General features: G+C 65.1%; 24 protein-coding genes and 2 pseudogenes. 14 read left to right on the forward strand and 12 right to left on the reverse strand.

The window, feature by feature from the left end; translation table 11 throughout:
• Window positions 1-39: 39 nt before the first annotated feature.
• The 4 genes from B9C43_RS35460 to B9C43_RS35475 all read right to left on the reverse strand — a co-directional run bounded on the left by B9C43_RS35460 (window position 40) and on the right by B9C43_RS35475 (window position 4,060).
• Entirely contained in the window at window positions 40-921 is an 882-nt protein-coding gene (locus B9C43_RS35460) for a branched-chain amino acid ABC transporter permease (protein WP_084431217.1), read from the reverse strand.
• On the reverse strand, window positions 918-2,132 hold the full coding sequence (locus tag B9C43_RS35465; RefSeq protein ID WP_084431076.1) for an amino acid ABC transporter substrate-binding protein: 1,215 nt from the start codon (window positions 2,130-2,132) through the stop codon (window positions 918-920). Before B9C43_RS35465 ends, B9C43_RS35460 begins: the two co-directional genes overlap by 4 nt.
• 806 nt (window positions 2,133-2,938) lie before the next feature.
• On the reverse strand, window positions 2,939-3,328 hold the full coding sequence (locus B9C43_RS35470; protein WP_084431077.1) for an MmcQ/YjbR family DNA-binding protein: 390 nt from the start codon (window positions 3,326-3,328) through the stop codon (window positions 2,939-2,941).
• Between the two features lie 9 nt (window positions 3,329-3,337).
• Window positions 3,338-4,060: a dienelactone hydrolase family protein gene (locus B9C43_RS35475; protein WP_084431078.1), complete on the reverse strand. Its 723-nt coding sequence runs from the start codon at window positions 4,058-4,060 to the stop codon at window positions 3,338-3,340.
• Window positions 4,061-4,163: 103 nt separating this feature from the next.
• On the opposite strand from B9C43_RS35475, the gene B9C43_RS35480 reads away from it, so the two are divergent.
• Window positions 4,164-5,657: an ArnT family glycosyltransferase gene (locus B9C43_RS35480; RefSeq protein ID WP_084431218.1), complete on the forward strand. Its 1,494-nt coding sequence runs from the start codon at window positions 4,164-4,166 to the stop codon at window positions 5,655-5,657.
• On the opposite strand, the gene B9C43_RS35485 is transcribed toward B9C43_RS35480, so the two are convergent.
• The 4 genes from B9C43_RS35485 to B9C43_RS35500 form a co-directional block, all read right to left on the reverse strand.
• A complete protein-coding gene (locus tag B9C43_RS35485; protein ID WP_033388473.1) occupies window positions 5,651-6,526 on the reverse strand; it encodes a DMT family transporter in 876 nt (291 codons plus the stop codon). The two genes, B9C43_RS35480 and B9C43_RS35485, sit on opposite strands and share 7 nt — an antisense overlap.
• Window positions 6,516-7,352, reverse strand: a complete 837-nt coding sequence (locus tag B9C43_RS35490; RefSeq protein WP_033388475.1) for an AraC family transcriptional regulator — start codon at window positions 7,350-7,352, stop codon at window positions 6,516-6,518. The genes B9C43_RS35485 and B9C43_RS35490 overlap by 11 nt, the downstream gene beginning before the upstream one ends.
• A 335-nt stretch (window positions 7,353-7,687) precedes the next feature.
• On the reverse strand, window positions 7,688-8,239 hold the full coding sequence (locus B9C43_RS35495; RefSeq protein WP_084431079.1) for an RNA ligase 1 family protein: 552 nt from the start codon (window positions 8,237-8,239) through the stop codon (window positions 7,688-7,690).
• A 54-nt stretch (window positions 8,240-8,293) separates the two neighbouring features.
• On the reverse strand, window positions 8,294-8,734 hold the full coding sequence (locus tag B9C43_RS35500) for a hypothetical protein (protein WP_143446818.1): 441 nt from the start codon (window positions 8,732-8,734) through the stop codon (window positions 8,294-8,296).
• A 161-nt stretch (window positions 8,735-8,895) separates the two neighbouring features.
• Between B9C43_RS35500 and B9C43_RS35505 the strand changes: the two genes are divergently transcribed.
• From B9C43_RS35505 to B9C43_RS35545, 8 genes are all read left to right on the forward strand, one after another.
• Window positions 8,896-9,753, forward strand: coding sequence for a TetR/AcrR family transcriptional regulator (locus B9C43_RS35505; protein WP_084431081.1), 858 nt, complete (start codon window positions 8,896-8,898; stop codon window positions 9,751-9,753).
• Window positions 9,754-10,399: 646 nt separating this feature from the next.
• The gene (locus tag B9C43_RS35515) at window positions 10,400-11,278 is read left to right on the forward strand and encodes a beta-keto acid cleavage family enzyme (protein ID WP_033388482.1); all 879 of its coding nucleotides are present in this window, start codon (window positions 10,400-10,402) and stop codon (window positions 11,276-11,278) included.
• A complete protein-coding gene (locus B9C43_RS35520; protein WP_084431083.1) occupies window positions 11,275-12,198 on the forward strand; it encodes a 3-hydroxyacyl-CoA dehydrogenase NAD-binding domain-containing protein in 924 nt (307 codons plus the stop codon). Before B9C43_RS35515 ends, B9C43_RS35520 begins: the two co-directional genes overlap by 4 nt.
• Complete coding sequence (locus B9C43_RS35525; protein WP_033388484.1) at window positions 12,191-12,604, forward strand: thioesterase family protein; 414 nt, start codon at window positions 12,191-12,193, stop codon at window positions 12,602-12,604. The genes B9C43_RS35520 and B9C43_RS35525 overlap by 8 nt, the downstream gene beginning before the upstream one ends.
• A gap of 12 nt (window positions 12,605-12,616) precedes the next feature.
• The gene (locus B9C43_RS35530; protein WP_084431084.1) at window positions 12,617-14,167 is read left to right on the forward strand and encodes an ABC transporter substrate-binding protein; all 1,551 of its coding nucleotides are present in this window, start codon (window positions 12,617-12,619) and stop codon (window positions 14,165-14,167) included.
• Window positions 14,164-15,114 carry an ABC transporter permease gene (locus tag B9C43_RS35535; RefSeq protein WP_084431085.1) on the forward strand — a complete coding sequence of 317 codons (951 nt, stop codon included), beginning with the start codon at window positions 14,164-14,166 and terminating at the stop codon, window positions 15,112-15,114. Before B9C43_RS35530 ends, B9C43_RS35535 begins: the two co-directional genes overlap by 4 nt.
• A gap of 23 nt (window positions 15,115-15,137) precedes the next feature.
• Window positions 15,138-15,998 (forward strand): ABC transporter permease, encoded by an 861-nt coding sequence (locus B9C43_RS35540; protein WP_235039061.1) that lies wholly within the window; start codon window positions 15,138-15,140, stop codon window positions 15,996-15,998.
• Window positions 15,995-17,527: an ABC transporter ATP-binding protein gene (locus tag B9C43_RS35545; RefSeq protein ID WP_084431087.1), complete on the forward strand. Its 1,533-nt coding sequence runs from the start codon at window positions 15,995-15,997 to the stop codon at window positions 17,525-17,527. Before B9C43_RS35540 ends, B9C43_RS35545 begins: the two co-directional genes overlap by 4 nt.
• Here B9C43_RS35545 and B9C43_RS35550 read toward each other — a convergent pair.
• Complete coding sequence (locus tag B9C43_RS35550) at window positions 17,517-18,944, reverse strand: PQQ-dependent sugar dehydrogenase (protein ID WP_160096907.1); 1,428 nt, start codon at window positions 18,942-18,944, stop codon at window positions 17,517-17,519. The two genes, B9C43_RS35545 and B9C43_RS35550, sit on opposite strands and share 11 nt — an antisense overlap.
• An 83-nt stretch (window positions 18,945-19,027) precedes the next feature.
• Here B9C43_RS35550 and B9C43_RS35555 point away from each other — a divergent pair, with 83 nt between their 5' ends.
• Window positions 19,028-19,870 (forward strand): ADP-ribosylglycohydrolase family protein, encoded by an 843-nt coding sequence (locus B9C43_RS35555; RefSeq protein ID WP_084431089.1) that lies wholly within the window; start codon window positions 19,028-19,030, stop codon window positions 19,868-19,870.
• Between the two features lie 68 nt (window positions 19,871-19,938).
• Here B9C43_RS35555 and B9C43_RS35560 read toward each other — a convergent pair whose 3' ends face one another.
• Window positions 19,939-22,206: a CARDB domain-containing protein gene (locus tag B9C43_RS35560; protein ID WP_160096909.1), complete on the reverse strand. Its 2,268-nt coding sequence runs from the start codon at window positions 22,204-22,206 to the stop codon at window positions 19,939-19,941.
• Between the two features lie 35 nt (window positions 22,207-22,241).
• Here B9C43_RS35560 and B9C43_RS57760 point away from each other — a divergent pair, with 35 nt between their 5' ends.
• Window positions 22,242-22,406: a hypothetical protein gene (locus B9C43_RS57760; RefSeq protein WP_200825849.1), complete on the forward strand. Its 165-nt coding sequence runs from the start codon at window positions 22,242-22,244 to the stop codon at window positions 22,404-22,406.
• Here B9C43_RS57760 and B9C43_RS58875 read toward each other — a convergent pair.
• Window positions 22,346-22,780, reverse strand: a pseudogene (locus B9C43_RS58875) (discoidin domain-containing protein); the annotation flags it as partial. The gene B9C43_RS57760 and the pseudogene B9C43_RS58875 sit on opposite strands and share 61 nt — an antisense overlap.
• Window positions 22,781-22,959: 179 nt before the next feature.
• On the opposite strand from B9C43_RS58875, the gene B9C43_RS35570 reads away from it, so the two are divergent.
• From B9C43_RS35570 to B9C43_RS35580, 3 genes are read left to right on the forward strand one after another with little or no spacing between them, the layout of a single operon-like run.
• Window positions 22,960-23,940, forward strand: coding sequence for an ABC transporter substrate-binding protein (locus tag B9C43_RS35570; RefSeq protein ID WP_143446819.1), 981 nt, complete (start codon window positions 22,960-22,962; stop codon window positions 23,938-23,940).
• Complete coding sequence (locus B9C43_RS35575) at window positions 23,937-24,677, forward strand: ABC transporter ATP-binding protein (protein ID WP_084431092.1); 741 nt, start codon at window positions 23,937-23,939, stop codon at window positions 24,675-24,677. The genes B9C43_RS35570 and B9C43_RS35575 overlap by 4 nt, the downstream gene beginning before the upstream one ends.
• Window positions 24,674-25,414 (forward strand): ABC transporter permease, encoded by a 741-nt coding sequence (locus tag B9C43_RS35580; RefSeq protein ID WP_084431093.1) that lies wholly within the window; start codon window positions 24,674-24,676, stop codon window positions 25,412-25,414. Before B9C43_RS35575 ends, B9C43_RS35580 begins: the two co-directional genes overlap by 4 nt.
• Here B9C43_RS35580 and B9C43_RS35585 read toward each other — a convergent pair.
• Window positions 25,411-25,590, reverse strand: a pseudogene (locus B9C43_RS35585) (response regulator transcription factor); the annotation flags it as partial. The gene B9C43_RS35580 and the pseudogene B9C43_RS35585 sit on opposite strands and share 4 nt — an antisense overlap.
• Window positions 25,591-25,834: the final 244 nt, after the last annotated feature.

Consider the following 25,834-nt stretch of genomic DNA (forward strand, 5'->3'; position numbering starts at 1 on the left):
TGAACGCTACCGAAGCTATCGCTAGACTTACCCGACGATTCACGTGGCGACATCCTCACGCAGCCGGGTCCCGAACAACCCATGTGGACGAACCAGGAGCACGAGCAGGATCACCGCGTAGAAAACCAGCGTTGCCCAGCGTGGTGAACCGTAGGTCGCGGTGATTGTCTCCGCGAGCCCAAGAATGATCGCGCCCACCCACGCGCCGCGTAGTGATCCCATTCCACCCAGCACGATGATGCCGAGCAACCGTGCGATCCATTCATAGTGCGACGCTGGGAAGAACGGGTACAACACGGATAAGATCGATCCGCCCGTGCCCGCGGTCGCCGCTCCGATCGCGAATGACAACGAGGCGACCGAGGTGGCACCGATGCCGACAAGCGCTGCGCCCGAAGGGTTCTGTGCGGTCGCACGGATCGCGCGTCCGGTCCACGTTCGGTTGAGCACCAAATACAGCAAGCCGAGCACGAGCAATGCCGCGAGGCAGCCGTAAACCTGCGCCTTGGGCAGAACGACCGATCCGATGTGGAACGACTCGGCGAAATAGGACGGTGTGGCGGATCGGAAGTAGTTGCCCGCCGTGATGTTCAGCAGTCCTTCGATCGTCAGCGCGATGCCAAACGTCAGCAGCATCGACATCGCCGGGCTGGTGCTGCGGACCCGCACGACCACCAGCCGGTAGAGCACCCAGCCGATGCCGAACATCAGCGGGGTCGTGGCCAGCGCGAGCAGGATCGGGTCGATTCCGGTCAACTGCCAGGCTTTCCACGTCAGCATCGCGACGAGTACGAGGAACGCGCCCTGGGCGACGTTGACGATGCCCATGATGCCGAACATCAGGGTCAGTCCCGCCGCCATCAGGGCGTAAACCCCGCCGATCAACAGCCCTAATGCGATCGTTTGCAAAGCTTGGGTCATGGCCATGCCGGCTTGGGGAACACAATGTTCTGCGTGGTCGCAGCCTCCTTCGGGGACACGACCTCCACCTTGCCGTTCTGCCACTGAGCCAGCATGAACGAGCTCTGCGGTTCACCGTTTGCAGCCCACTTCAGCGGACCGAGGATGGTCGGCACCTCGTTGGCCCGCAACCAGTCCGCCAACGCGACCTGGTCGATCCGGCCGACGTTGGTCACGGCCGCCTGCAGAACCTGCCCCGCGGCGAAGGCGTCCGCGGCGTCCTCCGTCGGCGGGCCGTTGAAGCGCTTGCGGTACTCCGCGACGAACTCGTCATTCAACGGTGTCTTGGCGGTCTCGCTCCAGCTCGTGCTGTAGAAAACGCCTTCGGTCGCGTCTTCGCCGACACCGCTGCTGTACTGGTTGCCGTTGCCCGGCGCGTTGGTCTGGAACAGGACCTTGGGCGAGAACCCGACCTGCCGGAACGCGCGCACCGCGCCGATGCCGTCCTCGAACTGCGCGCCCTGCGCCACGATGTCCGGCGCTTTCGCGGCGATCTGCGCGGCGATCGGCTGGAAGTTCGTGGTGTTGGCCGGATAGGTGTCCGAGTAGACGGTTGTCAGGCCGGCAGCCTCCAGCTGCTGCTGCAGCGATTCGATGGCCGGGCGCGTGAACGGGTCGTCCTGCGTCATGAACGCGGCCGTCTTCGGGCGTTGCGCCTCAGGCAACGACTTGATCCACGCCGTGATGCCGTCCGCGTGGTGCGGCGCGGTCGCCGGTTGGGTGAAGAACAGCATCTTGAAGCCGCGCGTGAACATGTTCGGCGCGCCACCGGCGGGCTCCACGTACAGCATCTGGTTACGCTCGGCCACCGCCGAGGCGGCGTAGTTGAGCAGGGACGAGAAGCTGCCGAGCAGCAAGTCGACACGGTCCTGCGTGATCAGCTTGGTGTAGTCGGCGATGATCGTGTCCTGACTGCTGGCGTCGTCGGTGACGCGCAGGTCGATCTGCCTGCCGAGCAGGCCGCCGGTCGCGTTGACCTTGTCGCGCCAGATCTCGTAGCCACGCTTGGCCTCGCCGCCGGGCTGGGAGAACTGCCCGGTCAACGGCAGCGATGTGCCGATCACGATCGGACCGCTGCCGCCGCCATCGCTCGAGCCGCTGCAGCCGGCCGCCAGCAGTGCCACGCACGCGAGCAGGGCACGCAGTCTCAGCCGGGCAGGTTTGTCTCGCATCGCGGGTCTCCTCGACGTCGTCGGGCGGGGCATCCGGCGGCATGCACGATCGAACCACAGCAAACGATTGCAGCGCAGGCCATCGTGCGCCGGTCGTCGCAGTCTGTCAACCGTCGTTGGGTATCACGGGATGCGGATCAGCACCATCCGCCGTTTGCCGAGTCCGCCGGGATCCGGCGCTGCCGTGGCTCTGCGGGACCCGAATCGAGTCGCTGGATCTGGGCGCTGAACAACCCGGATCGGCCGCAGCGCAGGGATCGATCGTAGTGAAGGGATCATCCGCAAATCCGGTTATCCACAGCTGCCGCGAAAAGCCCTGTCGATCAAGCCCCATCGATAGACTGGATCGGGGACGCCCCCCGGGATGGGCGGGGGCATGTTCTCTTGGTGGGGGTTGTCTTCCGGGTCTGGGTTGTCTTCCGGGTCTGGGCTGTCTTCCAGTCAGGGCTGTCTTCCAGTCAGGGCTGTCTTCCAGTCAGGGCTGTCTTCCAGTCAGGGCTGTCTTCCGGGTCTGGGCTGTCTTCCAGTCAGGGCTGTCTTCCAGTCAGGGGGCATGCCTTTTGATGGGCGTCTTGGGAGCAGGTATCGGCGGAAGCGTGCCTTTTGTTGGTGCGTCGGCGGATCGCGGATACCTGTCGGACCTGAGTCATTGGCTGCCGAAAGGGACTTCGGCAGCACGTGACATGGCATTGGCCTGAACCCCGCCGCGCCGGACCTAACCGATGACTCTCTGAGTCCCGCTGGGGCACCCGCATGCGCCTCGCGGCCTCGATCCGCCTACGAAAAACCAGCCAAAGACCGCAGCATCAGTGCTCGGCGAGGTACTCCTTGGCCAATCGTTTCGGCGCACGGTCGAGCCAGGCTTCCGTAACGAGTTCGTCCAACTCGGGCACCGAGATCTCCGCCAACCGGACCAGGATCGCTGGGTACCCGTCGAAGTGTGGCGTGGTGAAGTACACCGCCGGGTCTTCGGCGAGCAGTGCTTCCTTCACGCCCACGTCAGCGACGCGGACTCCCAAGATCGGGCCATCTGGTGCACTGGACCCCAGGGCCTCGTAATCTGCCTTGCGCAACGGCCGTTCCCAGATGAATGACCTGTCCTTCACCCGCCACTGGATGTGGCCGTAGCCCGATGTGGATTCCTCGACCGACGGCAATGCCATCGCGATCCGGCGTACGTCTTCCCACTCTGCCATGGTTCATCTTCACCGGAGGTGCTCGTCGAAGAAAGTCTCGATTCGCTGCCAGGCGTCTGCCGCCGCCGCTGGCTCCGGGCCCATTCCGGCCACGCGCATGATCACCCGGATCGGCTTGGGGCCGATCTCGGCGTCGTTCAGGAACGAGTGCCCCGCCGTCGGGTACTGCTTGACGTCGTGGGTGATCCCGGCGCGGGTCAGTGCACGTTCGAGCTTGGCGGGGGCGCTGCGCAACGGCAGGTCCTTGCCGCCGTAGCTGGCGACGATCGGGCATGCGCCTGCCAGTGCCGTGTCCAGGTCGCGGGGCAGGAAGGCGTAGTTCACCGAGGAGGCGTCGAACCCCGAGTTGGCCGTGGCCAGCGCGAAGCCACCGCCCATGCAGAAGCCGATCACGCCCACATTGCCTGAGCAGTCCGATGATGCGATCAGCCACTCGCGGGCGGACTCGATGTCGGCGAACGGGCGGCCTTCGCCCTTCGTCAACGCGAGCATCGTCGACACCAGGCACTTGCGGATTCCACCTGCACTGAACAGGTCGACGGCCAGCGCCAGGAAGCCCGCCTCGGCCAGGCGATCTGTCTGCCTGCGTACGACGTCGTTGAGCCCGAGGGCCTCGTGGATGACGACGACGCCTGGCCACGGTCCGTCCCCTGACGGCTTGGCCAGATACCCGCGCAGCGGCTGGGACCCGCCGTTCTTGCTGGCGAGCTCGGTCATGTCGACGTCGGTCATGGGGCTCCCCTCCTGGCGATAACGATCCGACGGTAGTGCTCTCGCAGTGATCCCGCACTCCGGCGACACGCCGGTAGGCTGCGCGGACCTGGGGAGGTCCTTGATGACTCAAGAAGTCGTGACCACTAAATCTTTACCTGCAGTCGCGTGGCGGCCGGTCGGTCTGGTCGCCGCCATCCAGCTCGTCGTTCTGACCGCGTTGTCCGGCCGGTACGGGTTCCACCGCGACGAGCTGTACTTCGTCGCGGCGGGCAAGCACCTGGACTGGGGCTACACCGACCAGCCGCCGATCACGCCCGCGCTCGCCTGGCTCAGCACCTCGATCTTCGGCGAAACACCGTTCGGTCTGCGGGTTGTCGCCACGCTCGCGGCCGTCGCCACGATCATCGTGATCGCTTACGTGGCAAGGGAACTGGGCGGCAACAGCACTGTCCAATGGGTATCGGCCGCGGTCGCCGCGCTGGGGCCGTTCGTGGTGGCGGTGTCGCACATGCTGTCCACGACCACCATCGACATGCTGATTTGGACGCTGCTCGGGTTGTTCGTGTTGCGGCTGTTGCGGACCGGTGACGGGCGCTGGTGGCTCGCGATCGGCGCGGTCATCGGGGCCGGGATGGCCAACAAGTGGCTGATCCTGGTGCTGGTCTTCGGTCTCGCGGTCGGTGTTCTGGTCTTCGGTCCCCGCGCGGTGTTGCGGACTTGGTGGCTTGCGGCCGGTGTCGCGGTGACGCTGGTGCTCGTCGCGCCGATCATGGTGTGGCAGGCGGCGAACGACTTCCCGATGCTCACTGTCGCATCCGGAATCAGCGAGGACGACGGCGCGGAGAACCGGATCCTGTTCATCCCCATGCAGCTGGTCTATCCGACACCCGTCGGCGCCGCAGTGTGGATCGCCGGTCTCCTCCGGCTGTGGCGTGATCCTTCGCTGCGGTGGGCGCGAGCACTCGCCATGAGCTACCCCGTCGTGTGTATCGTGTTGCTGATTGCCGGCGGGAAGCCGTATTACTCGGTTCCGTTGTTGCTGTTGCTGATTCCGGCTGGTGTCCAACCTGTACTGAACTGGCTCACCACTACGTCGCGACGGGCCGTTGTCGGCGTGTTCGCCGCCATTGGCGTCGTTTTGGCTGTGATCACTGGTTTGCCGGTGCTGCCACCGTCCGGTTTGAACGGACCGGTACTGGCGATCAACAAGGAGCAGGGCGAGCAGGTCGGCTGGCCGGAGCTGACGGCGAACGTCGCGCGGGCGTGGACCCAGATCCCGGAAGCCCAGCGCGCCACATCGGTGATCTTCACCAGCAACTACGGACAAGCCGGTGCGATCGAGCACTACGGGCCGGGTTTCGCTTTGCCGCAACCGCATTCGGGCCACATGTCCTATTGGGACTGGGGACCTCCGTCGGACAGCATGACGGGCGCCGTGCTTGTCGTCGGTGGACAGCCGATGCAGTCTTCGTTGATGGCCGGATGCCGTATCGTCGCGGAGAACGACAACGGCATCGGCCTGGACAACGAGGAAAAGGACACACCGATCACGTTGTGCGACAGGACAACCGCGCCATGGTCGGTGATCTGGCCGCAGCTGCGGCGCTTCTATTGAGCCACGGCTGCTGGTATTCGCTCCTTCGCACGCGAGGTCGCCAGTATCGATCCGCCGAGGATCAGCACAAACGCGACGATCGTGACCATCGTCAACGGCTCGTTGAGCACGAGCACGCCCGCTGCCACGGCAACGAGCGGGTTGACGTACGTGATCACCAACGCCTTTGACGGGCCGACCTCGCGGATCAACGCGAAGAAGAACAGGAACGCGACGGCGGTGCACAGCAAAGCAAGGCCGCCCAACGCAAGCAGCACGTCGGTCGACGGCATCTGCTGTGGCCACGTCGCGATCGCGAACGGCAGGTACACGATCGCCGCGATGCCCAAGGAAACCGTGGCCAGCACGAGCCCAGGCACTTCCTGGAGTTTGCGCGCGGCGATGATCGGCGCGACGGCGTAGCCCACCGTGACCAACAGGACCTCGATGATCGACCAAGCGTTACCGCCGCCCAGGTTCGGGCCTGCAAGCAGCGCGACGCCGCCAAAACCGATCGCCAGCCCGATCCACTGCGCCGAGCTGAGCCGTTCCCCGCGCATGCTCACCAGCAGCGCGCCGATCGTCGGCACGGCCGCGATCAGCAAGCCAGTCAACGAACTCGACAGATGACGCTCGGCATCCGACAGCAGGTACCACGGCGCGATGATCTCGGTCGCGGCGAACGCGAGAAGCGGTTTCCAGTGCCTGCGCAGCACATCCCAATCAATCCGGCGCAAGGCGAGCGGCAACAGCACCGCCGCGCCAATGGCCGTCCGGGCGAACACGATCATGGGGACGGACACACCGCCGACCGCCACCTTGATCATCAGGTACGGCAACCCCCAGATCACACCCATCAGGCCGAAAAGAATCCACCCTTTACGTGTCACCGAACAAGCTTCGCCTGTTCAGCCCGGCGATGTCTTGAACGCTGTTGCGGAACACGCCCGGCGTGACGCCGAAAACACGGCGGAACCACCTGGTCAGATGCGCCTGGTCGGCAAATCCCGTCAACGCCGCGGCCTGCGCGGGACGGTGGCCGGCGGCCAGCAACGCCCTCGCCCGTGTGGCACGGTACTGCGAAAGCCATGCGAACGGCGGCATCCCCACTGTTTCCCGGAACGCACGCAACACCTGGAACCGGGATAGCCCCAGGTCAGCAGCGATTTCATGCAGGCCTGGCGGGTCGAGCAAGCGATCGGCCAGCCGGTCCTTGGTGACGCGTGCGACCTGGTCGCCCGCCCGGACGCGCTTGATCTCCTCAGGCCTGCCCGCGTGCCGCTGGACGAGCTCGGTCAGCACCCACGACAGCCGCGACTCGGCCTCCAGCGGGTCCCGCCACTGCGTGATCAGCGCGTGCGTGCGCTGGATCTGCTCGGCCAGCTCGACATCGTGGATGATCGGTGACGGGAAATGAGGGATCTCCGTCTCGGACAAGCTGGTCCACTGTGGATAAAGCACCCGGTATGCGAAACCGCCCGGCGTCGCTGCGCCGCCCGTATGCGTCTCCCCTGGTTCAACCACCACGATGTCGCCTGGGCCCGACATGTACTGCCGGGCACCGATCTGGATCACTTCGACGCCGCTGGTGCAGGCGCCGATCGCGAACTCCTCGTGCGCGTGCGGCGCGAACACGTGCCGGACGAACCGTGCCGTCATCAGGTCGAGCGGAACGCCCTGCCCCGCTTCGACCCGTGTCCACGTAGCGTGCTCCATACCTGGAGAAGCTACCCGCACGCCGCAAGCTGTTTCACTACGTGGATTTCATCGCCGCTCGCGGACAGTGCCCGGCGTGGCGCACAACGTCACATCCGCGGCTCCGGCCGCATGGGGTGGGGTGGCGCGAGGCCCGGATCGGCCGGTGCTACCGTCAACCAAACCGGGAAAACCCCCGACCCTGTACCGCAATATCGACATCAGCCGGACGTCGTCCGGCCGGGTTCACTTCGGCCCGGTCTGATGGTGGCCGCCCGATGGGCGGTGCCCCGCGTGGTGGCGTCGGATCACTCCCCGACACGACCGGCGCCCCACGCGGCGGACCCCACAGGCGTTCAACTCTGGCTTGCCAGCGCGTCCCGGCGTTTCAGCTTCGCCATCCGGCCGTCCGGGTGGTGCCAGACGATCCCCTCGAACTCGGGATGCGCGAGCAACCACGCCATCAAGCCGTCGAAGTCGCGCGGCACATCGTCGAAGACCTCGGCGGTTTCGTGCCGCACCAGCCGATGCCCTTCGTAGGCTTCCGGGTTCCCGTTGAGCTTCGGCCCGCACAGCTCGTAGGTTCCCGGCGAGAACTCCTGCCCCGCAACGGCTTCGTTGAAGAACTTGACGAATGACGACTGCTCGATCGGTTCCCAGCCCACGGTCTTGCCGGTCGCCGGGTCCTGCTGGACGGCGACGAAGCCGGTCGGCGCGGCCTTGCCCGGCTTGACTTCGCGGCGTGCCCACCAGCGACCCGCGTCGTCGAGCCGGACGCAGGTGCCGTCGTACTTGCGCGTGGGGTCGCCTTCACCGGCGAGCACCCACGCACAGTCTGGGTGCACCTCACGAGTGACCCGGCGTAGATCGTCCGGGTCGCGTACGAACAGCGTTGGGATCTTCTGCAAAGTCCGCCTCCATCGGTGTCGAGCACATCGATGGTCGCAGGCCTGTCCAGTCGATTACCTGTGCCTGCCGTCGTAGTACCCGCCCCGGCCCCAATAGCCATCCCGGTCCCGGTAACCGTCACGGTACCTGTTGTAGTAGTACCAATAGGACCAGTATTGGTCCTGATAGGACGGTGGTTCCTCGGTCGGCGGTGGAGTAGTGGTCGGCGGCGGCGGTGCGGGCTTCTTCGGTTTGGGCGGCACGGTTTTCCTGGGCGGCGGTGGCGGGACCGTCGAGGTCGCTGACGTCGCCGCGACCGGTGGCACAACCGGAATGAACACGGTTGGCGGTTCTTCGCCAGGGGACGGGATGTAGCCGTTCAGCTCCTCAGCTTGCGGCACAATGATCTTGCTGCTTCGTGATTCCGAATCGGGTTGATCGGTCATCGTTGTCGCGACGATCGCTGCCAGCACTCCCGACGTGCCCACGGCAGCCCAACTAAGCCTGCGCCTCACCAAAACCTCCCTCGCACTCCTGCGTGACAATGCGTAACCGGACCACAATGGATGGTCAAGCACGCATGTGCGGGAGGCATCGGGGCCCGCCACTGGACCACACCATGGCCCATTGCGTGGGGGATTGCGATTATCGCAACGCCGGTTTACCGTCTTCTGGCATGGATGTGACGGATGAGCTCCGGACGCGAGTCCGTGGGTTGATCCAGGCGATGCCAGGGGCGCAGCGCGACTTCGCCGCGGGCATCGGGTTGGACGAGACCAAACTGTCCAAAGCGTTATCGGGCGCGCGCCGGTTCTCCGCCGGCGAACTCGTCCGGATCGCGGAGTACAGCGGTGTCACGGTCAACTGGCTACTGAACGGTAGTGACGAGGCCAAGACAGTCACTGCGGTTCCGGCGCCTGCCGCGCGCTCGATCCGAGTGCCCCCCGACCTCGAACCACGCCGCCGGATCCTGGAGACGGCGTGGCAGCTGATCGCCGAACGCGGTTACCACCGCGTGCGGGTCGCCGACATCGCCAAGGCATGCGGCACGAGCACAGCGACGATCCACCACCACTTCCCCACCAAAACCGAAGTCCTCAACGAAGCGTTGCGGCGCAACGTGAAACTCGCGTTCGACCGTCAGGTCGCCGAGTTGCACACCGTGCAGGACGCCCGTCAACGCCTGCTCAGACTGGTCGAACTGCAGCTGCCGAAGGACGGTCTGCTGCGCGACGAGTGGTCGGTCTGGCTGCAGGTGTGGAACGAGAGCGCGATCAACCCGAAGATCCGCTCGCTGTACTGGGACTCCTATGACCGCTGGTACAACACCATCGCCATGACCATCCGAAGTGGACAGGAGCAGGGCGTTTTCCGGGCGCAGGACCCGGACAAGGCGACGGCTCAGCTGACCGCTTTGATCGATGGCCTCGGCATTCAGGTGCTGACGGGTCGGCCCGGGAGTTCGGTTGCCGCGATGCGGGAGCTGCTCCACGACTTCATCGAACAGAACATCGCCGCGGAACCAGTGCGGTAAACAGCATTAACGAGCCGGGTGGGCGGCCCTCGGCCCCCGGTTTCCAGTCTATCGAGCATCACCGACAAGACCTGGGCAACCAGGTCGGCCGCCGCAGAGTTGTCCACAGGCTGCGGCGCTTGGCAGAAGCGACACAACAACAGGCCCCAGCGCTTGACAGAAGCGACGCAACAACAGGCCCCAGCGCTTGAAGAAGCGACGCAACAACAGGCCGCGGCGCTTGACCGGATCGGAACCGCGGCCGCACCGCCCGATCAACACCAGATGACAGAAAACCGCCTCAACTAACCACAGCGCGGCCCTCGGCCCCCCCGATTACCAGTCTATCGGGCACCACCGACACAACCAGCACAACAAGATCACTAACAGACGAGTTACCCACAAGGTGGACGCCGGGCTCCGCCCCCGGTTTCCAGTCTATCGAGCACCACCGACACGCCTTGGGCAGCAAGATCACCAGCACTTGGGCTGTCCACAGGTCTTGCGTCGGCTGAAGCGACTGAAATGTGGCACCTAGTCCAACCGGCGCGCCGACGTCCACAAGGGCCCTGATCGGGACCATTCCGGCGCCCACTCGGGCATTCGAGCTCGGGCTGCGGACTGCGCCGCCCGATGGCATCAACCACTGCCTCTAGGAAGGGACGCCGTGAAGGATCGAGTGATCATTACCTGCGCACTCACCGGTGCGGGGGACACCGTTGGCAAGAGTGAGCATGTTCCGGTTACTCCTGAGCAGATCGCGGCGTCTGCTGTGGAGGCTGCCAATGCGGGCGCCGCCGTCGTCCACATTCATGTCCGGGATGTGGAGACTGGGCAGGGGTCGCGGGATGTCGCGCTGTACCGGGAGGTTGTGGCGCGGATCAAGGATTCCGGCGTTGATGTCGTGATCAACCTGACTGCTGGTATGGGTGGGGATCTTGTCATTGACCAGGAGGATCCGCTTAAGCCGGTGGATGGCACCGACCTTGTCAACGGGCTGCAGCGGCTTCCGCACGTCGAAGAACTCCTCCCGGACATTTGCACCCTCGACTGCGGGTCGCTCAACTTCGGGGAGGGCAGTCAGCTTTACGTGTCCACTCCGGACATGCTCAGGGCTGGCGCTCAGCGCATCCTTGAGCTGGGTGTCAAGCCTGAGCTGGAGATCTTTGATACCGGGCAGCTGTGGTTCGCCACCAAGATGATCGACGAAGGGCTGATCGCGAAGCCTCCGCTTTTCCAGCTGTGTATGGGGATTCCCTACGGTGCACCGGCCAACCCGGAGCTTCTGCAGACGATGGTCCATATGCTGCCGGATGGCGCTCAGTGGGCTTCCTTCGCGATCGGGCGGGACCAGCTCAAGTGGGTGGCGCATTCCGCCTTGCTCGGTGGGCATGTTCGCGTTGGCCTCGAAGACAACCTGTATCTCAGCAAGGGTGTCAAGGCGACCAACGGGCAACTGGTGGAGCGTGCGGTGAAGATCATTGAGGATCTCGGCGGCACGACAGCGAGTCCTGACGAAGCTCGCGTTCAGCTGGGGTTGAAGTGAAGACCGTTGCCTGCGTTGGCGCAGGCGTCATCGGGGGCGGTTGGGTCGCGCATTTCTTGGCGCGTGGCATGCGGGTTGTCGCGTGGGATCCCGCGCCGGACGCCGAAGAGAAACTGCGCAGGCTGGTTGACGCCGCCTGGCCCGCCTTGACCGAGCTCGGGCTTGCGGATCACGCTTCGAAGGACAACCTCAGCATCGCCAAGACACTGGCCGAAGCGACCGCGGACGCCGAGTTCGTCCAGGAGAGCGCGCCGGAGAAGCTTGAGTTGAAGCAGAAACTGCTCGCGGACATCGATGACGTGACTCCACCCCACGTGGTCATCGCCTCGTCGACATCCGGGTACGGCATGACCGAGATGCAGGTTGCCGCGAAGAACCCGGACCGGCTCGTGGTCGGGCACCCGTTCAACCCGCCCTACCTCATTCCCCTTGTCGAGGTTGTCGGCGGGAAGCTCACCCGACGTTCCGCAGTCGAGCAAGCCGCTGATTTCTACCGCGGGACAGGCAAAACCGTGATCGTGATGGAACGGGAGGTGCCTGGGTTCATCGCGAACCGGTTGCAGGAGGCGATGTGGCGCGAGGCGTTGCACATGGTCGCCAACGGTGAGGCCACCGTCGAGCAGATCGACCTCTCCATCACTGACGGCCCAGGTCTGCGGTGGCCGGTCCACGGCCCACTGCTGACGTTCCACCTCGCCGGTGGTGAAGGCGGGATGGCGCACATGCTCGACCACTTCGGGCCTTCCCTGAAATCCCCATGGACCAGGCTCGATGCGCCCGAGCTGACCAAACACCTGCGCGACAGCGTCGTCCAGGGCTGCCTTGCGGAAGCCGACGGGCGATCGATCGAGGACCTCGTCGAACAACGAGACCGGGCGATCATCGCGATCCAGCGAGCGGTACGGGACAACCATGCTTGAATACCGCGACACGGTCCGTGACGAGTGGATCGACTACAACGGGCACCTCAGCGAACCGTTCTACGTCATGGTCTTCGGCTTCGCCACGACCGCGATGATGGGCGACGCGGGCATCGACCCGAACGACGGAAATTCGCTCTACACAGTCGAAGCACATGTCCGGTACCTGCGCGAAGTCGCGCCGGCGGCCGAGCTGAAAGTCACCACTGTCGTGCTCGACGTCGGCGCCAAGAAAGTCCGGTTCTGCCACGAGATGTACGTCGGCGACACCCTCGTCGCCACGGAGGAACTCCTCGCTCTGCATGTCCGGGACGGCACAACCGCACCTTTTCCCGAGCATGCGCGGGAACGTCTCAGACACCATCTGTCCCCCGCCCCCGACTACGCAGGACGTGCTATTTCCTAGAAAGCCAAGACCATGGCCGAATTACAGGTCAACCGCCGAGGGTTTCTCACACTGCTCGGCGCGACTCCCTTCCTCACCTCTTGTGGCGCGGGTCAGGCAGCCGTCGACCCGCCGACCGGGCCGCCCAGACGTGGTGGCACGCTGCGTGTCGGCGTGACCGGCGGCGGCGCCAAGGACACGCTCGATCCGCACATTCCCGCGACCAACCCGGACATTGCCCGCACGGTCAACTTGTTCGAGCCGCTCGCCCACCGCAACCACGAGTACAAGCTGGAAATGCTGGTTGCGGAGTCGATCACTTCGTCTCCGGACGCGCAGACGTGGACCGCGGTGATCCGCGACGGGATCCGGTTCCATGACGGGCGCCCGGTCACACCGCCGGATGTCGTGGCCACGTTCCAGCGAATCCTGGACCCGCAGGATCCCAAGGGCGGCGCGGCGAACCTGACCATGCTCGACCGGGTTGTCGCGACCGGCGACCGGACGGTGGAGTTCCGGCTGACGGAACCCTCGGCGGTGTTCGACGATCTGGTCGGCCAGTACGTGATGGGGATCGTCCCGTCCGATTTCTCGCCGGACAAACCGATAGGCACCGGGCCCTTCAAAGCCGGGTCGTTCACCGCAGGCCTGCAAAGCGTCTTCTCGCGCAACGACCTGTACTGGCGGCCGGGTGAACCGTACCTCGACGAGCTGGTTCTGATCAACTTCACCGAAGACGACGCCAGGATCAACGCACTGCTGTCGTCCCAAGTGGACGCCATCGACCAAGTGCCGGTCGCACTGGTCGACGTGTTGCGCAGCGATCCGAGGATCCGCGTCCTCGACTCACCGACCGGGACGTGGCTGCCGTTCACGATGCGGACCGACCGGCCGCCGTTCGACGACGTGCGGGTACGGCAGGCGATGCGTCTGGTCGTCGACCGTGAGCAGATGATCAACCAAGTGCTCAGCGGCCAAGGCCAGATCGGCAACGACCTGTACGCGCCGTTCGACGAGGCCTATGCCCGTGATCTGCCGCAACGCACCAGGGACATCGCCGAGGCCAAGCGTTTGCTCGCCGAGGCGGGCAAGGAGAACCTGGAGGTCGAACTGGTCACCGCGCCCATCCAGGCCGGTGCCGTCGAAGCAGCCCAGGTCTTCCAGCGCCAGGCGCAGGACGCGGGTATCCGCGTACGGATCAACCGCCTCGACACCACGACGTTCTTCGGCGACGACTACCTGTCGTGGGATTTCGCCCAGTCATTCTGGTACACGCGCAACTACCTCCCGCAGGTCGCGCAGGGGTCCATGCCGGACTCGCCGTACAACGAAACCCATTGGGCCGACCCGGAGTTCCAGGACCTGATCAAGCGCGCACGAACCACAGTGGACAAGTCCACGCGGGACAGCCTGCTGGCACAGGCGCAGTGGATCGAATACGAGCGCGGCGGCAACATCATCTGGGGCTTCATGAACCAGGTGGACGCGTATCAGGTGTACGTGGCCGGGCTGGTCGCCGACCGCACCGGGATCTCCTTGTCCGGCTACCAGTTCCGGCACGTGTGGCTGGGAGGTGCGCGATGACCCGCCTGATCGCTCGCCGGATCCTGGTCAGCCTCGCGGTGTTGTGGCTGGTCACCCTGCTCGTCTTCATCGCGACGCTGCTGCTGCCCGGCGATCCGGCCCGCGCGATCCTCGGCCAGCAGGCCACGCCCGAGCGGATCGCGGCACTACAGGACCAGCTCAACCTGAACGACCCGGTGTGGCAGCGGTATCTGGCGTGGCTCGGTGGTGTGTTCACCGGCGACCTTGGCACGTCCACGGCCACCCAGGGCTCGGTCAACGCACTGCTCGGTGACCGGATCGTGGCATCGCTGGTGCTGCTCGTCGCCGCCGCGGCGATCAGTACGCCGGTCGGTCTCATTCTGGGCACGTGGACCGCGATGCGCCGGGGCAAAATCGCCGATCACACGGTCTCGGGCATCAGCCTGGTGATCGCGGCCCTGCCGGAGTTCGTGATCGGCGTCGGGCTGATCGTGCTGCTGTCCACCACGGTGTTCACGGTCTTCCCGTCGGTCACACTCGCCGCGCCGGGTGAGGCGGTCTGGGAAAGGCCGATCCAGCTGGTGTTGCCGGTGCTGACGTTGGTCCTCGTGGTCACGCCGTACATCACCCGGATGATGCGGGCGACCATGATCGACGTCCTGGACAGCGGTTACGTCGAGATGGCGCGGCTGAAGGGCCTGCCCGAACGCACTGTGATCACCAGGCACGCCCTTCCGCACGCGGTCGGTCCGGTCGCCCAGGTGATCGCCCTGCAACTGGCGTGGCTGGCCGGTGGTGTCGTGGTGGTGGAGTTCCTGTTCCGCTACCCCGGGATCGGCCAGGCGTTGATCGACGCGGTGAACAACCGCGATGTCGAGGTGGTCCAAGCTGTCACGCTGCTGATCGCGGCGCTGTACATCGTGGTGAACCTGCTCGCCGACGTGATCGGCATCCTGACCAACCCCAAGCTCAGGACGACGCTATGACCACAGTGGACAAGAAGACCGAGATGGCCGAACCGGTCGCGGTCGCCCAACCGCCAGGTCTGTTCCGGCGTGCGTGGTCGTTCCGGCAAGCCAAGATCGGCGTGGCGCTCACCGCTGTTGTGGTGATCGTGGCGATCGTCGGGCCGTGGGCCGGGCCGTGGATCACCGGATTCGAGGCGAACGACTTCGCCGGCAAGCCGTTCAAACCCGACGGCATCGCGGGCACGGACGGCATCGGACGCGATGTGCTCACTCGATTTCTAGCGGGTGGAACATCTCTTCTTCTCTACGCGGCACTAGCGACGGCTCTCGGTGTGGTGCTCGGCGCGGCGTTAGGGATGCTTGCCGGGTACAGCGGAGGCGTCCTGGACGGCCTGATCATGCGTGGCAACGACGTGCTCATGTCGTTCCCGCAATTGGTGTTCGCACTCCTGGCGATCGCGATGATCGGGCCCGAGGGCTGGCTGCTGGTGCTGGTCATCGGGATCAGTCACGCATCCAGAGTCGCCCGGGTGGCACGGCAGGCGACGGTCACGGTCGTCGGCAACGAGTACATCCGCGCAGCCGAGATGTACGCGACCCCGCGCTGGCTCATCCTGTCGCGTGAGGTATTGCCCAACATCACCGGGCCGCTGATGGTCGAGCTCGGTCTGCGGCTGACCTATTCGATCGGATACGTGGCCTCACTGTCGTTCCTCGGCCTCGGCATCCAGCCTCCCGCGGCCGACTGGGGCCTGATGATCAACGAGAACCGGATCGCCCTGGTCGTCCAGCCGTGGGGCGTGCTGCTGCCGGTGCTCGCGATCGCCGTGCTGACCGTCGGCACGAACCTGATCACCGACTCGCTGGCTTCGGCCGCGGCCGGCCGGGGAGGCAAACGATGAACCTCGTGGTGCGGAACCTGTCCGTGGCAACCGCCGACGGCGAGAAGATCCTCGACGATGTCTCGTACCGCGTCGACTCCGGCGAGATCCTCGCTCTGGTCGGCGAGTCCGGGTCCGGCAAGACCACAGCGGGCCTGGCCGCGCTCGGGCACTTCCGCACCGGGCTGATCAATACTGGCGGCACAGTCACGACAGACACCGACATCCTCGCTTTGACCGAGACCGCACGGCGTGCGCTGCGCGGCAAGACCGTGTCCTACATCCCGCAGGATCCGGCGCTGTCGCTGAACCCAGGCATTCGGATCGGCAAGCAGATCCGTGAGGTGCTGGAAAACCACGGATTCGAGGCCGAGAACCGGGTCAAGGAGGTCCTTGACGAGGTCGGCCTGCCCAGCGACCCGGCCTATCAGCGGCGATATCCGCATCAGCTGTCCGGCGGGCAGCAGCAACGCGTCGGCGTCGCGATGGCTTTCGCCTGCAGGCCAAGCGTTGTCGTTCTGGACGAGCCGACGACCGGTCTGGACGTGATGACGCAGTCCTTGGTGCTGCGGACAATCCGGCAGCTCACCAAGGATCATGGCGCCGCCGCGTTGTACATCACGCACGACCTCGCGGTGGTCGCCGAGATCGCAGACCGGGTGGCGGTGATGTATCGCGGGTCGATCGTCGAGTCCGGTGAGACCACCAAGGTACTGCGCACGCCGGAACATCCGTACACCAGGGAGCTCGTCGCCGCGGTGCCCAGTCTCGCCGGTGACTCCGAAGCTTGCGCCTCGGCCAAGGACGCTGTGCTTGCCGTTCAGAACATCTCGGTGTCCTATGGAGACACTCAGGTCCTGCGCGGTATCGATTTGACCGTACGGGCCGGGGAATGCGTCATGCTGCTCGGCGAGTCCGGGTCCGGCAAGACGACGCTGTCACACTGCATTTCCGGGCTGGCTCGTTACGGCGGCTCCATCACCCTGGCCGGCACCGAGCTGGCGCCGTCCACAAAGGGCAGGACGAAACAGCACCTGCGGGACTTGCAGTACGTCTTCCAGAGCCCGTTCTCATCGCTGAACCCGCGTAAGACGATCGCACAGTCGATCGAAGTGCCGTTGCTGCGGTTGACGGACATGTCCCGTACGCAACGCCGGGAGCGCGTGGCCGAGATGCTGGACCGTGTCCGGCTGTCGACAGCGGCCGCGCACCGCCTGCCTGACCAGCTCAGTGGTGGTCAGCGGCAGCGCGCGGCCATCGCCCGGGCACTCGTGACGACACCACGAGTGCTTGTGTGTGACGAGGTCACGTCCGCGCTGGACGTGTCGGTGCAGGCCACGATCCTCGACCTGCTCGGTGAACTACGGCAGGAGCTGGGCATGGCGATGTTGTTCGTCACGCACAACATCGCCCTTGCCCGGCAAGTCGCCGATCGTGTCGCGGTCCTGCGTGGTGGCGAGATCGTGGAGATCGGTGACGTCGGCCGGATCCTTGACGATCCGCAACACGACTACACCAAAGCCCTGCTCGCCAACACACCTAGCCTCTAGTCAGCTTCAACAGCACGCCGCCGGTGCCGAACGGCACACCACTGCGGTTGCCGAGGACGTAGAGCTCACCGCTCACGTCCTCGGCGAACCCGAAGACCGACAGCGTCTGCTCGAACGCGGCAGGCGGGCGGCTGGTGTCGGTCAGGCCCAGGCGCTTCGCGGCATCACCGAAGCCGCGGGTGTCGACCACCCGCTGCAAGCCGTGCCTGCGCTCCTCCAGGTACAGGATCCGGCCGTAGTTGTTGGTCGGTGTGGTCGTGCTGAACAGCCGCGACCACTCGCCGAACACGTACTTGCCGCGCAGCTGCGGGATGTCGCGACCGCGGTAGACGAACCCACCGATGACCGAGTGACCTTCGTGGTGTGTGTCGTACTGCGCGATCGGGTCCTGCAAGCCCGGCGGCACCGGCCCGAAGGGCGCGCGCTGGGCGAACCCGGCCTTGGTGCCGTTGGGGTTGAAGAAGAGCGTGCCCTCCTTGATCCGCCAGCCGTAGTTGCCGCCGTTGACGACCAGGCTGACCTCCTCGATGTCGTTCTGGCCGACATCGCCGACGTACAGGTTGCCGTTGTCGAACGACAACCGCCACGGGTTGCGGAACCCGATCGCGTAGATTTCGGCGATCAGCCCCGGCAGTCCCGCGTACGGGTTGGTCGCCGGGATGCCGTACTGCTTGTTGGCGGAGTCGCGCTTGTCGACATCGATACGCAGGATGTCACCAAGCGGGTTGGTCGGGTTCTGCGCGTTGCCACCGGCGTGACCGACTTCTTCGTCGTCGGCGCCGCCGCCGTCACCCGTTGGCACGTAAAGCAATCCGTCCGGGCCGAACGTGATGTCACCGGCGTTGTGGTTGAACTGCGGCCAGTCGATCCGCATGAGTTCCCTGCGGCTGGCCGGGTCGACCCCGGTTGCGGTCATCTTCCACTCGGCAAGGACGTTCTGGTGGTCGGGTGCGACACCGGCCGGCAGTGTGGTCGGGAACGTCGGCGGCGCGGTGACCTTCTCGGACGTCCACGTGTACAGCAGCCCGTTGCGGGCGAAGCCGGGGTGGAATGCCGTCCCCAGGAACCCGCGCTCGTCGAACGTGTTGGGTCCGCCGACACCCAGCGGAACCAGGCGCGAGCTGACGTCAAGGACAGTTGTCTGCGCGCCGGTCTTCAGGTTGACGCTGACCAGCTTGCCAACCTGATCGATGACGTACAACCGGTCGTCATGGCCAGGTGCACGAACACCTTTGAGCGGAGCGGTGAGGCCGTCGCTGACTTTCTCGAGGCCGATCTGCACACCACCGGTCTTCACCGGGGCGAAAATCGTGTTGTCGTAGGGGTTGTCCGGCGGATGCGCCAGCGCTGTCCCACTGAGCGGGGACACCAGAAGCACCACGGTCAACACACCTGAAAGCAGGGTTGTCCGTCTCATGAGCCCATCCTGCCGAGATGATCTTCGCGAAGATATCCGTTTGGTCCGATCCGGCACAATCAAGCCGACACAAGGAGGCATAAATGTTGGTCGAATTGGCGGTAGGGGACGCCTATGGCGCGGGATTCGAGTACGCGCCCGCGGGTTTTGTGGCCGCGCGCAACGACTTGAGCGGATACGTCCAGCACGGAAAACACTTAGGTATCAAGCCGGGCCAGTACACAGACGACACGCAGATGACGATCGCGGTGGCCGAAGCACTGGTGTCCGGCGAGGATTGGACACCGCGGAACCTGGCGTCGAGGTTCGTCGAGGCGTTCAAGCGAGATCCCCGCGAGGGGTACGCGGGCCGGTTTTACCAGTTCTTACAAGACGTTCAGGACGGCGCGGACTTCCTGGCCCGGATCCGGCCGGACAGCGAGAAGAGCGGCGCGGCCATGCGAGCCGGGCCTGTCGGGCTGCTGCCGACCGTCGCCGATGTGATGCACCACTCAGCGGTACAGGCCCGGGTCACCCACGACACGCCGGAAGGCGTTGAGGCGGCTCAGGCAGCGGCCTTGGCCGTGCACTACTGCCATTACGAGCTAGGGCCGGTTGCCGCGGTCGGCAAGTGGATCGATGGGCAGGTTTCCCGTGGGGGTTGGGGCCGGGTTTGGCGCGGGAAGGTTGGTTCGAAGGGCCGGATGAGTGTCACGGCGGCGCTGACCGCCTTGGCTGGCAACACAAGCATGAGTGACTTGCTTCGGGCATGCGTCGCGTTCACCGGAGACGTGGACACAGTGGCCACTGTCGCACTGGCCGCCGCGTCCCGGTCCGCGGAGTACACACAGGACTTGCCCGGGTCGTTCATGGACGGTTTGGAGAACGGGCAGTTCGGCCGGAAGTTCCTGGACGAGCTGGATGTCCAGTTGCTACGGAGGTTCTGATCGTGTGCTGCGCCGAACCTGGGTTCCGGCGAGGCGAATGACTCTCCCCCGCCGGAAACCCCTCGCCCCTATTTCAGGTTGATCCTGAACGTCGACGTCGTGTTGCGGATGTCTGTGTGGTTGTTCTTCAGCTTCAGGCCGTGGAAGGTGACCTCGCCGACCGCAGGTCCCTGCCCTGGCTCGGGGAATTCGTTGGCCCACAACCCGAAGCCTGACTTGGCTTCGAACTCGTCGCCGGACTTGCGGGCGCCGGTGACGGTGACGTTCTTGAACTCGGTGTCCTGGATCTTGTTGACCAGCTGTCCGTTGACGTAGTTGGACTGGAACATGATTCCGCTGTACGTCGGGTCCACTATGTCCACATTCGACACCCTGATCGCCTGGAACTTGTTCGTGGCGGAGAACAGCCAGAGGGCGGGGAAGGTCTGGGCGCCGAAGAAGTGGCCGCCCGCTCGGACGATCGTCACGTCGCTGACGACCGTGTGGGCGGGGCCGAAGTCGCGCATGGGGGCGGCGAAGCTCAGCGAGCTGATCGTCGCTCCGCTTCCGGCCAGGGTGTCGGCGATGTAGATGTCCTTGAAGGTGTTGGCTTGTCCGCCGTAGACCGCTATTCCCGCGGCCCGCCATGGCAAGATCGCCGTCAGGTGTTCGAAGACGTTGTTCTTCTGCTCTCCGTCGAAGATGTCCGTTGCGGCCCAGAGGACGAAGCTGTCGTCTCCGGTTGTCCGGGCTTCGTTGTTGATGACGTGGTTGTAGGTGCTTCCGTTGGTCAGGTTCACCGCGTCGGCGAAGGTGTTGCGGAAACGGGAATTCTTCACCGTCGTGTTGTGGACGTTCGAACCCCAGATCCCCACGACCGTGTGCTCTATCCAGATGTTGTCGAACGTCAAGCCGGAGACCCCGGTCAGGTCGAAGACCTTTCCTGGGCCGTCGATCCGGGTCTGGTAGTTGCCGAAGTACGAGAAACCGGCGAACGTCGAACCACTGGCGGACGGCGCGACGTCGAAGCCCGCGTCCGTGTTGTCCGCCGCGGCGGGTGCGTGGAAACGAGTGAACCACGGGCCTGCGCCGATCACCTTCATCGCGGTCCCGGCAATCGTGAGCTTGGCCGGATTGTCATAGGAGCCAGGCGGAAGGTAGACGCCCTGCAGCTTGCCTGTGATGTCGGTGCGGACCTTGTCCACGGCCGCTTGGACGTCGTTGTGGGTGAAGCCCGCCGGGGTGACGAACCGCGCGGGGTCAGGGTTGGGAGCCGGGGCTACCTGTTCCACCGAGATGAAGTCCACCGCGTGGCTCAGCGCCCGCGAGTTGACCAGCTTGATCTTGCTGCCAGCCGGGACGGTCACCCCGAGCAACAGGTTGGCCTCGTCGTAGATGTGGCGCGGTGGGCCTGCGGCAGGGTCGTTGACCGGCCAGGTCTCCGGGCCGTAGAGCCAGGTGTACTTCGAGGTCAACGGGATCGGCTTGAGGAACTTGCCGTTCACGTAGACGTCCAGCGACGAGTCTCGGCCGCCGCCCTGTGGTGCGTCAGGGATGGAGAAACGGGTGACCAACGTGTTGGTCGGTTTGCGGGTGGTGAACTCGACCGCGCTGCCGACAGTATTCAGCGTGACGGCCTTACGACCCGATGCCTCACCGGCCAAGTCACCTATTGTCCGGTTAGGACCGACGACTGCCGCACCACCACTCAGCACCCCATCTTCCGCTTCGTAGGTGTCGTACGGCATCGCTGAACCGCGTCCGATGAACAGGTCTTGCGCGTTGATGTTGTTGCCCCGCTTGATCGGGACCTCGGCGGAGTCGACAGGCATCGTCGAGCGCAGGATGTACTTGCCGTTCGCGCGCGGGTGCCACTTGCCCAGCGGTACTTGCGCGGATGCGCCTGGGGCAAGACGGCCGACGGACACGCCGAAGAAGGTTCCGGCGCGCTTGCCTGTATACGCCTCTTCGACGGTCACCAGGATCGGGTGGACGATTCCCGCGGTCGGCGCGGTTCCCTTGTTGCGAATGATCCCGGTGAACGCATCCGACTCCCAACGGACGTCAGCGACGATGTCCGCGCTGTGAACCGGCGTGATGGTCAGAGAAGCTGCCGATGAGGAGTTGTTCTGCTCGTTCTCCTCGAAGATCTGGGTGGCCTCGTCGACGCGCGCGACCACCTGGTGCGTTCCCGCGTCGAAGCGGCCAAGCTGAACCGGCACCGGAACCGACGCCCCTGCGGCGAGTGGACCGACCTGGCCGGTGGCGGTCTTGGTTCCGTCCACGTAGAACGTGACGTTGGTGGGACGGTCGGATGCCAGCGGCCCGACGTTGGCGACGGTCGCCGTCGCCGTCACCGACGATTCCTGAGGCAGGAGACACTGTCACGCTTGTGACGGTCAGGTCCGGGTTCGGGGCCGGTGTGCCGAAGACCTGGAACTCCGCGATTTGCCCGCCCGAACCGCCGGTGTTGCCGGTGATCCGCAACTGGACGTCGGCGACCTTGGCGGTGACAGGGATGTCGACGCGGTTGCCGCTGGCTGGGTCGAAGGTGTAGCCGGTGGACGCGACCAGGCTGGTGAAGCCCGACGCCGACTGCTCGCGGCCGAGGACCTCGACGGTCTGGGTTCGCGGGCCCCACTCTGGCGCCGGGTTGAGGCGCAAGCCGATCGACGTGATGTCCGCGTTGGCACCCAGCGACACCGTCAACGTGTTCGGGTAGGTGTCCGGCGCGGCTTCCCAGTAGGACGTCGGATCGTCGTCGTTCGCTTTGGTGGCGGCGAAGTTTCCGATCACGGACGATGCCGTGATCGACCTGCCGAGCGCTAGGTTGGTGTCCGCCGCCAGCGCAGGCACGGCGGAGCCTGCCAGGACGAGTCCGGCGACAACCGTGGCCACGGCCAATCGGCGCGGTGATCTGCTGGGAGCCATGGGGCGACACACCTCTTCTTCCGGCGCTCTGCCAGGTAAGCCGCACAATCTATCGAGTTTTTCCAGAAATGATGCCGCCGCTTGCAGCAATGCCCGATAAACCCGGCAGGGCGTGGCTGATCGGGCAACCCCGACCCGATATGGTCAGGATTTCACGACGAGGCCGATGGGGAGCGCCGATGCGGAAACACCTCCTGGCAGCACTGGCAGCGGCAGCGTTGACCGCGTGCTCGACGCCGGCCACCGACCAGCCCGCGGCCGGAAACGCCGACAAAGTCACGTACCTGACCTCGTTCAGCACTTTCGGCCGGGACGCATACGCCTATGTGGCACAGGAAAAGGGCTACTTCAAGGAGGTCAACCTCGACGTCACGATCAACCCCGGCACTGCGACCGTCGATGTGCTCAAACTGGTCGCGAGCGGGCGTGCGGACTTCGGCGCCGGCGACTTCACCGCGACCGCGATCACCGTCGCGAAGGAGAAACTGCCGGTCACCACGGTCGCCATGATCCACCAGAAGTCGCTGGCCGCGATCGTCTCGTTGACCGACAAGGGCATCAAGACGCCGGCCGACCTGGTCGGCAAACGCATCGGTGACCAGCCGGGATCGACCAACCAGCTGATGTTCCCGGTCTACGCCAAACAGGCGGGGATCGATCACACCAAGGTCGAGTTCGTGCCGTCGGCTCCGCCGGCGCTGCCCCAGCTGCTCGCCGCCGGCCAGGTCGACGGGATCGGCCAGTTCGTCGTCGGTGTCCCGCTGATCGAGAAGGCCGCGCAGGGCCGCAAAGCCAATGCGCTGCCCTACGGCGATCTTCTTCCCGATCTCTATGGCAATGCTCTGGTCACCCAGAAAGACCTGCCGGCCAAGAATCCCCAACTGGTCGACCGATTTCGTGGGGCATTGCTGAAAGGCCTGGCGTACTCCATCGAGCACCCGGAGGAGAGCGGCCAGATTCTGAAGAAATACCAGCCGACTCAGGATGCGGCGGTGGCAGCCGCCGAAGTGGCGTTGATGCTGCCCTATGTCCGGCCGACCGACGGGCCGGTCGGCCGCTCGGACGAGTTCCGGGTGGCCAGGACAATCCAGCTGCTGGTCGAGGCCGGTGCGATCCCGGAGAGTTCGGTGACGTCCAAGGATCTTGTGGCCGGCTCATGATCGAGATCGCTGGGGTGCGCCACACGTTCGGAGAAGTCGAGGCACTCGCCGGAATCGACCTGTCGATCGCGGCACACGAATTCGTCACGCTGATCGGCCGCTCCGGCTGCGGGAAGTCGACGCTGCTGAGGATCGTCGCCGGGCTGCTTGAACCGGCAGCGGGGAAGGTCGCGGTGAACGGCGAGCCGGTGATCAAGCCCCGCCGGGACGTGTCATTCATGTTCCAGCAACCCGCTTTGCTGCCATGGCGTTCCGTACTGTCCAATGTGATGCTTCCGGTTGAGATCTTCGGTCTCGACCGGCGCGGCTACACCGACCGTGCACACTTACTACTCGCCGCAGTCGGACTGGCAGGCTTCGAAAAGCGCCTGCCGCATGAGCTTTCCGGCGGCATGCGGCAAAGAGTCTCGCTGTGCCGATCCCTCATCCAAAGCCCGACGGTGTTGCTGATGGACGAACCGTTCTCCGCATTGGACGCGCTGACCAGGACCGAGCTCTCCGAGTTGCTGCAACAGATCCAGCTCGAATACTCGGCCACGATCGTGTTCGTCACGCACTCGATCGACGAAGCCGTGCTGCTGTCCGACCGCGTCGCGGTCATGACACCGCGGCCCGGGCGGATCCATCGGATCGTCGAGGTCGACATCCCGCGGCCGCGCACGCTCGGCCGCAACGCGCACGCGGCCGACGTGGCGAGGATCAGCAATGAACTGCACGACCTGTTGGCACCGGCATGAAAGTAGTCCTGCCGATTGTCGGCCTCGCTGTGGTGATCGGCCTGTGGTGGCTGGCCACGATCGTGTTCTCGATCGAACGCTACCTGGTGCCCAGCCCCAAGGACGTCTTCGACGCTTACACAGCGCAGCAAGGGTTCCTGCTCGACCAAGCGGGCGTCACGCTGTTGGAGACCGTTCAAGGGTTCCTGCTCGCACTGGCCGCCGGGGTGCCGATCGCGCTGCTGATCGCGTGGTCGAAGATCCTCGAGCGGATGATCTACCCGCTGCTGCTCGCGGTGAACGCGGTACCGAAGATCGCCATCGCGCCGATCCTGGTGGTGTGGCTGGGTTTCGACATGCTGCCCAAGGTGATCATGGTGTTCCTGGTCTGCTTCTTCCCGATCGTGATCTCGACGGCGTCCGGGATGAAGTCGACCCCGGCCGAGCTGGTCGAACTGCTGCGGTCGATGGACTGTTCGCGCTGGCAGGAGTTCTTCAAGCTGCGGCTGCGGTACGCGATGCCGCAGGTGTTCGTCGGGATGAAGGTGGCGATCTCGCTGGCCGTGATCGGCGCGGTGATCGGTGAATTCGTTGGCGCGAAAGCGGGTCTTGGTTACGTGATCGTCCAGTCCGGAGCCAGCGCCGACACCTCACTGGCGTTCGCGGCCATGGCATTGCTCGCGGTGATGAGCATCGTGTTGTTCTACGGATTGGTCATGCTGGAGAAAGTCCTGCTGCCGTGGGCGGAAGGAGACTAGCTCTTTTCGGCAACCCACGCGGCGATCTGCGCGCGGGAGGCGAATTTCAGCTTGCGCAGGATGTGGTCGACGTGCACCTCGGCCGTCCGCCGGGAAATGTTGAGGCGGCCGGCGATCTCCTTGTTCGTGGCGCCTTGCGCGACCAGATCGGCGACCTGCTGCTCCCGTTTGGTCAATGGTTTTCACGCGGTTGTAGCATTCGACGCTTTCGCCGTAGCACTTGTCCGCGGTCGGGTGGTCGCTGGTCACCAAAGCTGTGGTCGCACGCCCGTACAAAGCCAACGACAGCAATTCGTCGTCGCCGAGTTGGCGCGCCAACTCCACCGCCAGCTCACCCATCCGGACGGCGGCCTGCCCTTCGCCAAGCCCGGCTGTGGCGTATGCGTTGACCCACAAGGCATGCACCCGGAGGTCATCGGG

This window comes from Kibdelosporangium aridum, assembly GCF_900176515.1.
Classification (GTDB): domain Bacteria; phylum Actinomycetota; class Actinomycetes; order Mycobacteriales; family Pseudonocardiaceae; genus Kibdelosporangium; species Kibdelosporangium aridum.

Bases quoted from the DNA above. Each gene is read 5' to 3' on its own strand.
- B9C43_RS35460 (WP_084431217.1), bottom strand. From the start codon at position 921: ATGACCCAAGCTTTGCAAACGATCGCATTAGGGCTGTTGATCGGCGGG.
- B9C43_RS35465 (WP_084431076.1), bottom strand. From the start codon at position 2,132: ATGCGAGACAAACCTGCCCGGCTGAGACTGCGTGCCCTGCTCGCGTGC.
- B9C43_RS35470 (WP_084431077.1), bottom strand. From the start codon at position 3,328: ATGGCAGAGTGGGAAGACGTACGCCGGATCGCGATGGCATTGCCGTCG.
- B9C43_RS35475 (WP_084431078.1), bottom strand. From the start codon at position 4,060: ATGACCGACGTCGACATGACCGAGCTCGCCAGCAAGAACGGCGGGTCC.
- B9C43_RS35480 (WP_084431218.1), top strand. From the start codon at position 4,164: ATGACTCAAGAAGTCGTGACCACTAAATCTTTACCTGCAGTCGCGTGG.
- B9C43_RS35490 (WP_033388475.1), bottom strand. From the start codon at position 7,352: ATGGAGCACGCTACGTGGACACGGGTCGAAGCGGGGCAGGGCGTTCCG.
- B9C43_RS35505 (WP_084431081.1), top strand. From the start codon at position 8,896: ATGGATGTGACGGATGAGCTCCGGACGCGAGTCCGTGGGTTGATCCAG.
- B9C43_RS35525 (WP_033388484.1), top strand. From the start codon at position 12,191: ATGCTTGAATACCGCGACACGGTCCGTGACGAGTGGATCGACTACAAC.
- B9C43_RS35530 (WP_084431084.1), top strand. From the start codon at position 12,617: ATGGCCGAATTACAGGTCAACCGCCGAGGGTTTCTCACACTGCTCGGC.
- B9C43_RS35535 (WP_084431085.1), top strand. From the start codon at position 14,164: ATGACCCGCCTGATCGCTCGCCGGATCCTGGTCAGCCTCGCGGTGTTG.
- B9C43_RS35540 (WP_235039061.1), top strand. From the start codon at position 15,138: ATGGCCGAACCGGTCGCGGTCGCCCAACCGCCAGGTCTGTTCCGGCGT.
- B9C43_RS35545 (WP_084431087.1), top strand. From the start codon at position 15,995: ATGAACCTCGTGGTGCGGAACCTGTCCGTGGCAACCGCCGACGGCGAG.
- B9C43_RS35550 (WP_160096907.1), bottom strand. From the start codon at position 18,944: ATGAGACGGACAACCCTGCTTTCAGGTGTGTTGACCGTGGTGCTTCTG.
- B9C43_RS35555 (WP_084431089.1), top strand. From the start codon at position 19,028: ATGTTGGTCGAATTGGCGGTAGGGGACGCCTATGGCGCGGGATTCGAG.
- B9C43_RS35570 (WP_143446819.1), top strand. From the start codon at position 22,960: ATGCGGAAACACCTCCTGGCAGCACTGGCAGCGGCAGCGTTGACCGCG.
- B9C43_RS35575 (WP_084431092.1), top strand. From the start codon at position 23,937: ATGATCGAGATCGCTGGGGTGCGCCACACGTTCGGAGAAGTCGAGGCA.
- B9C43_RS35580 (WP_084431093.1), top strand. From the start codon at position 24,674: ATGAAAGTAGTCCTGCCGATTGTCGGCCTCGCTGTGGTGATCGGCCTG.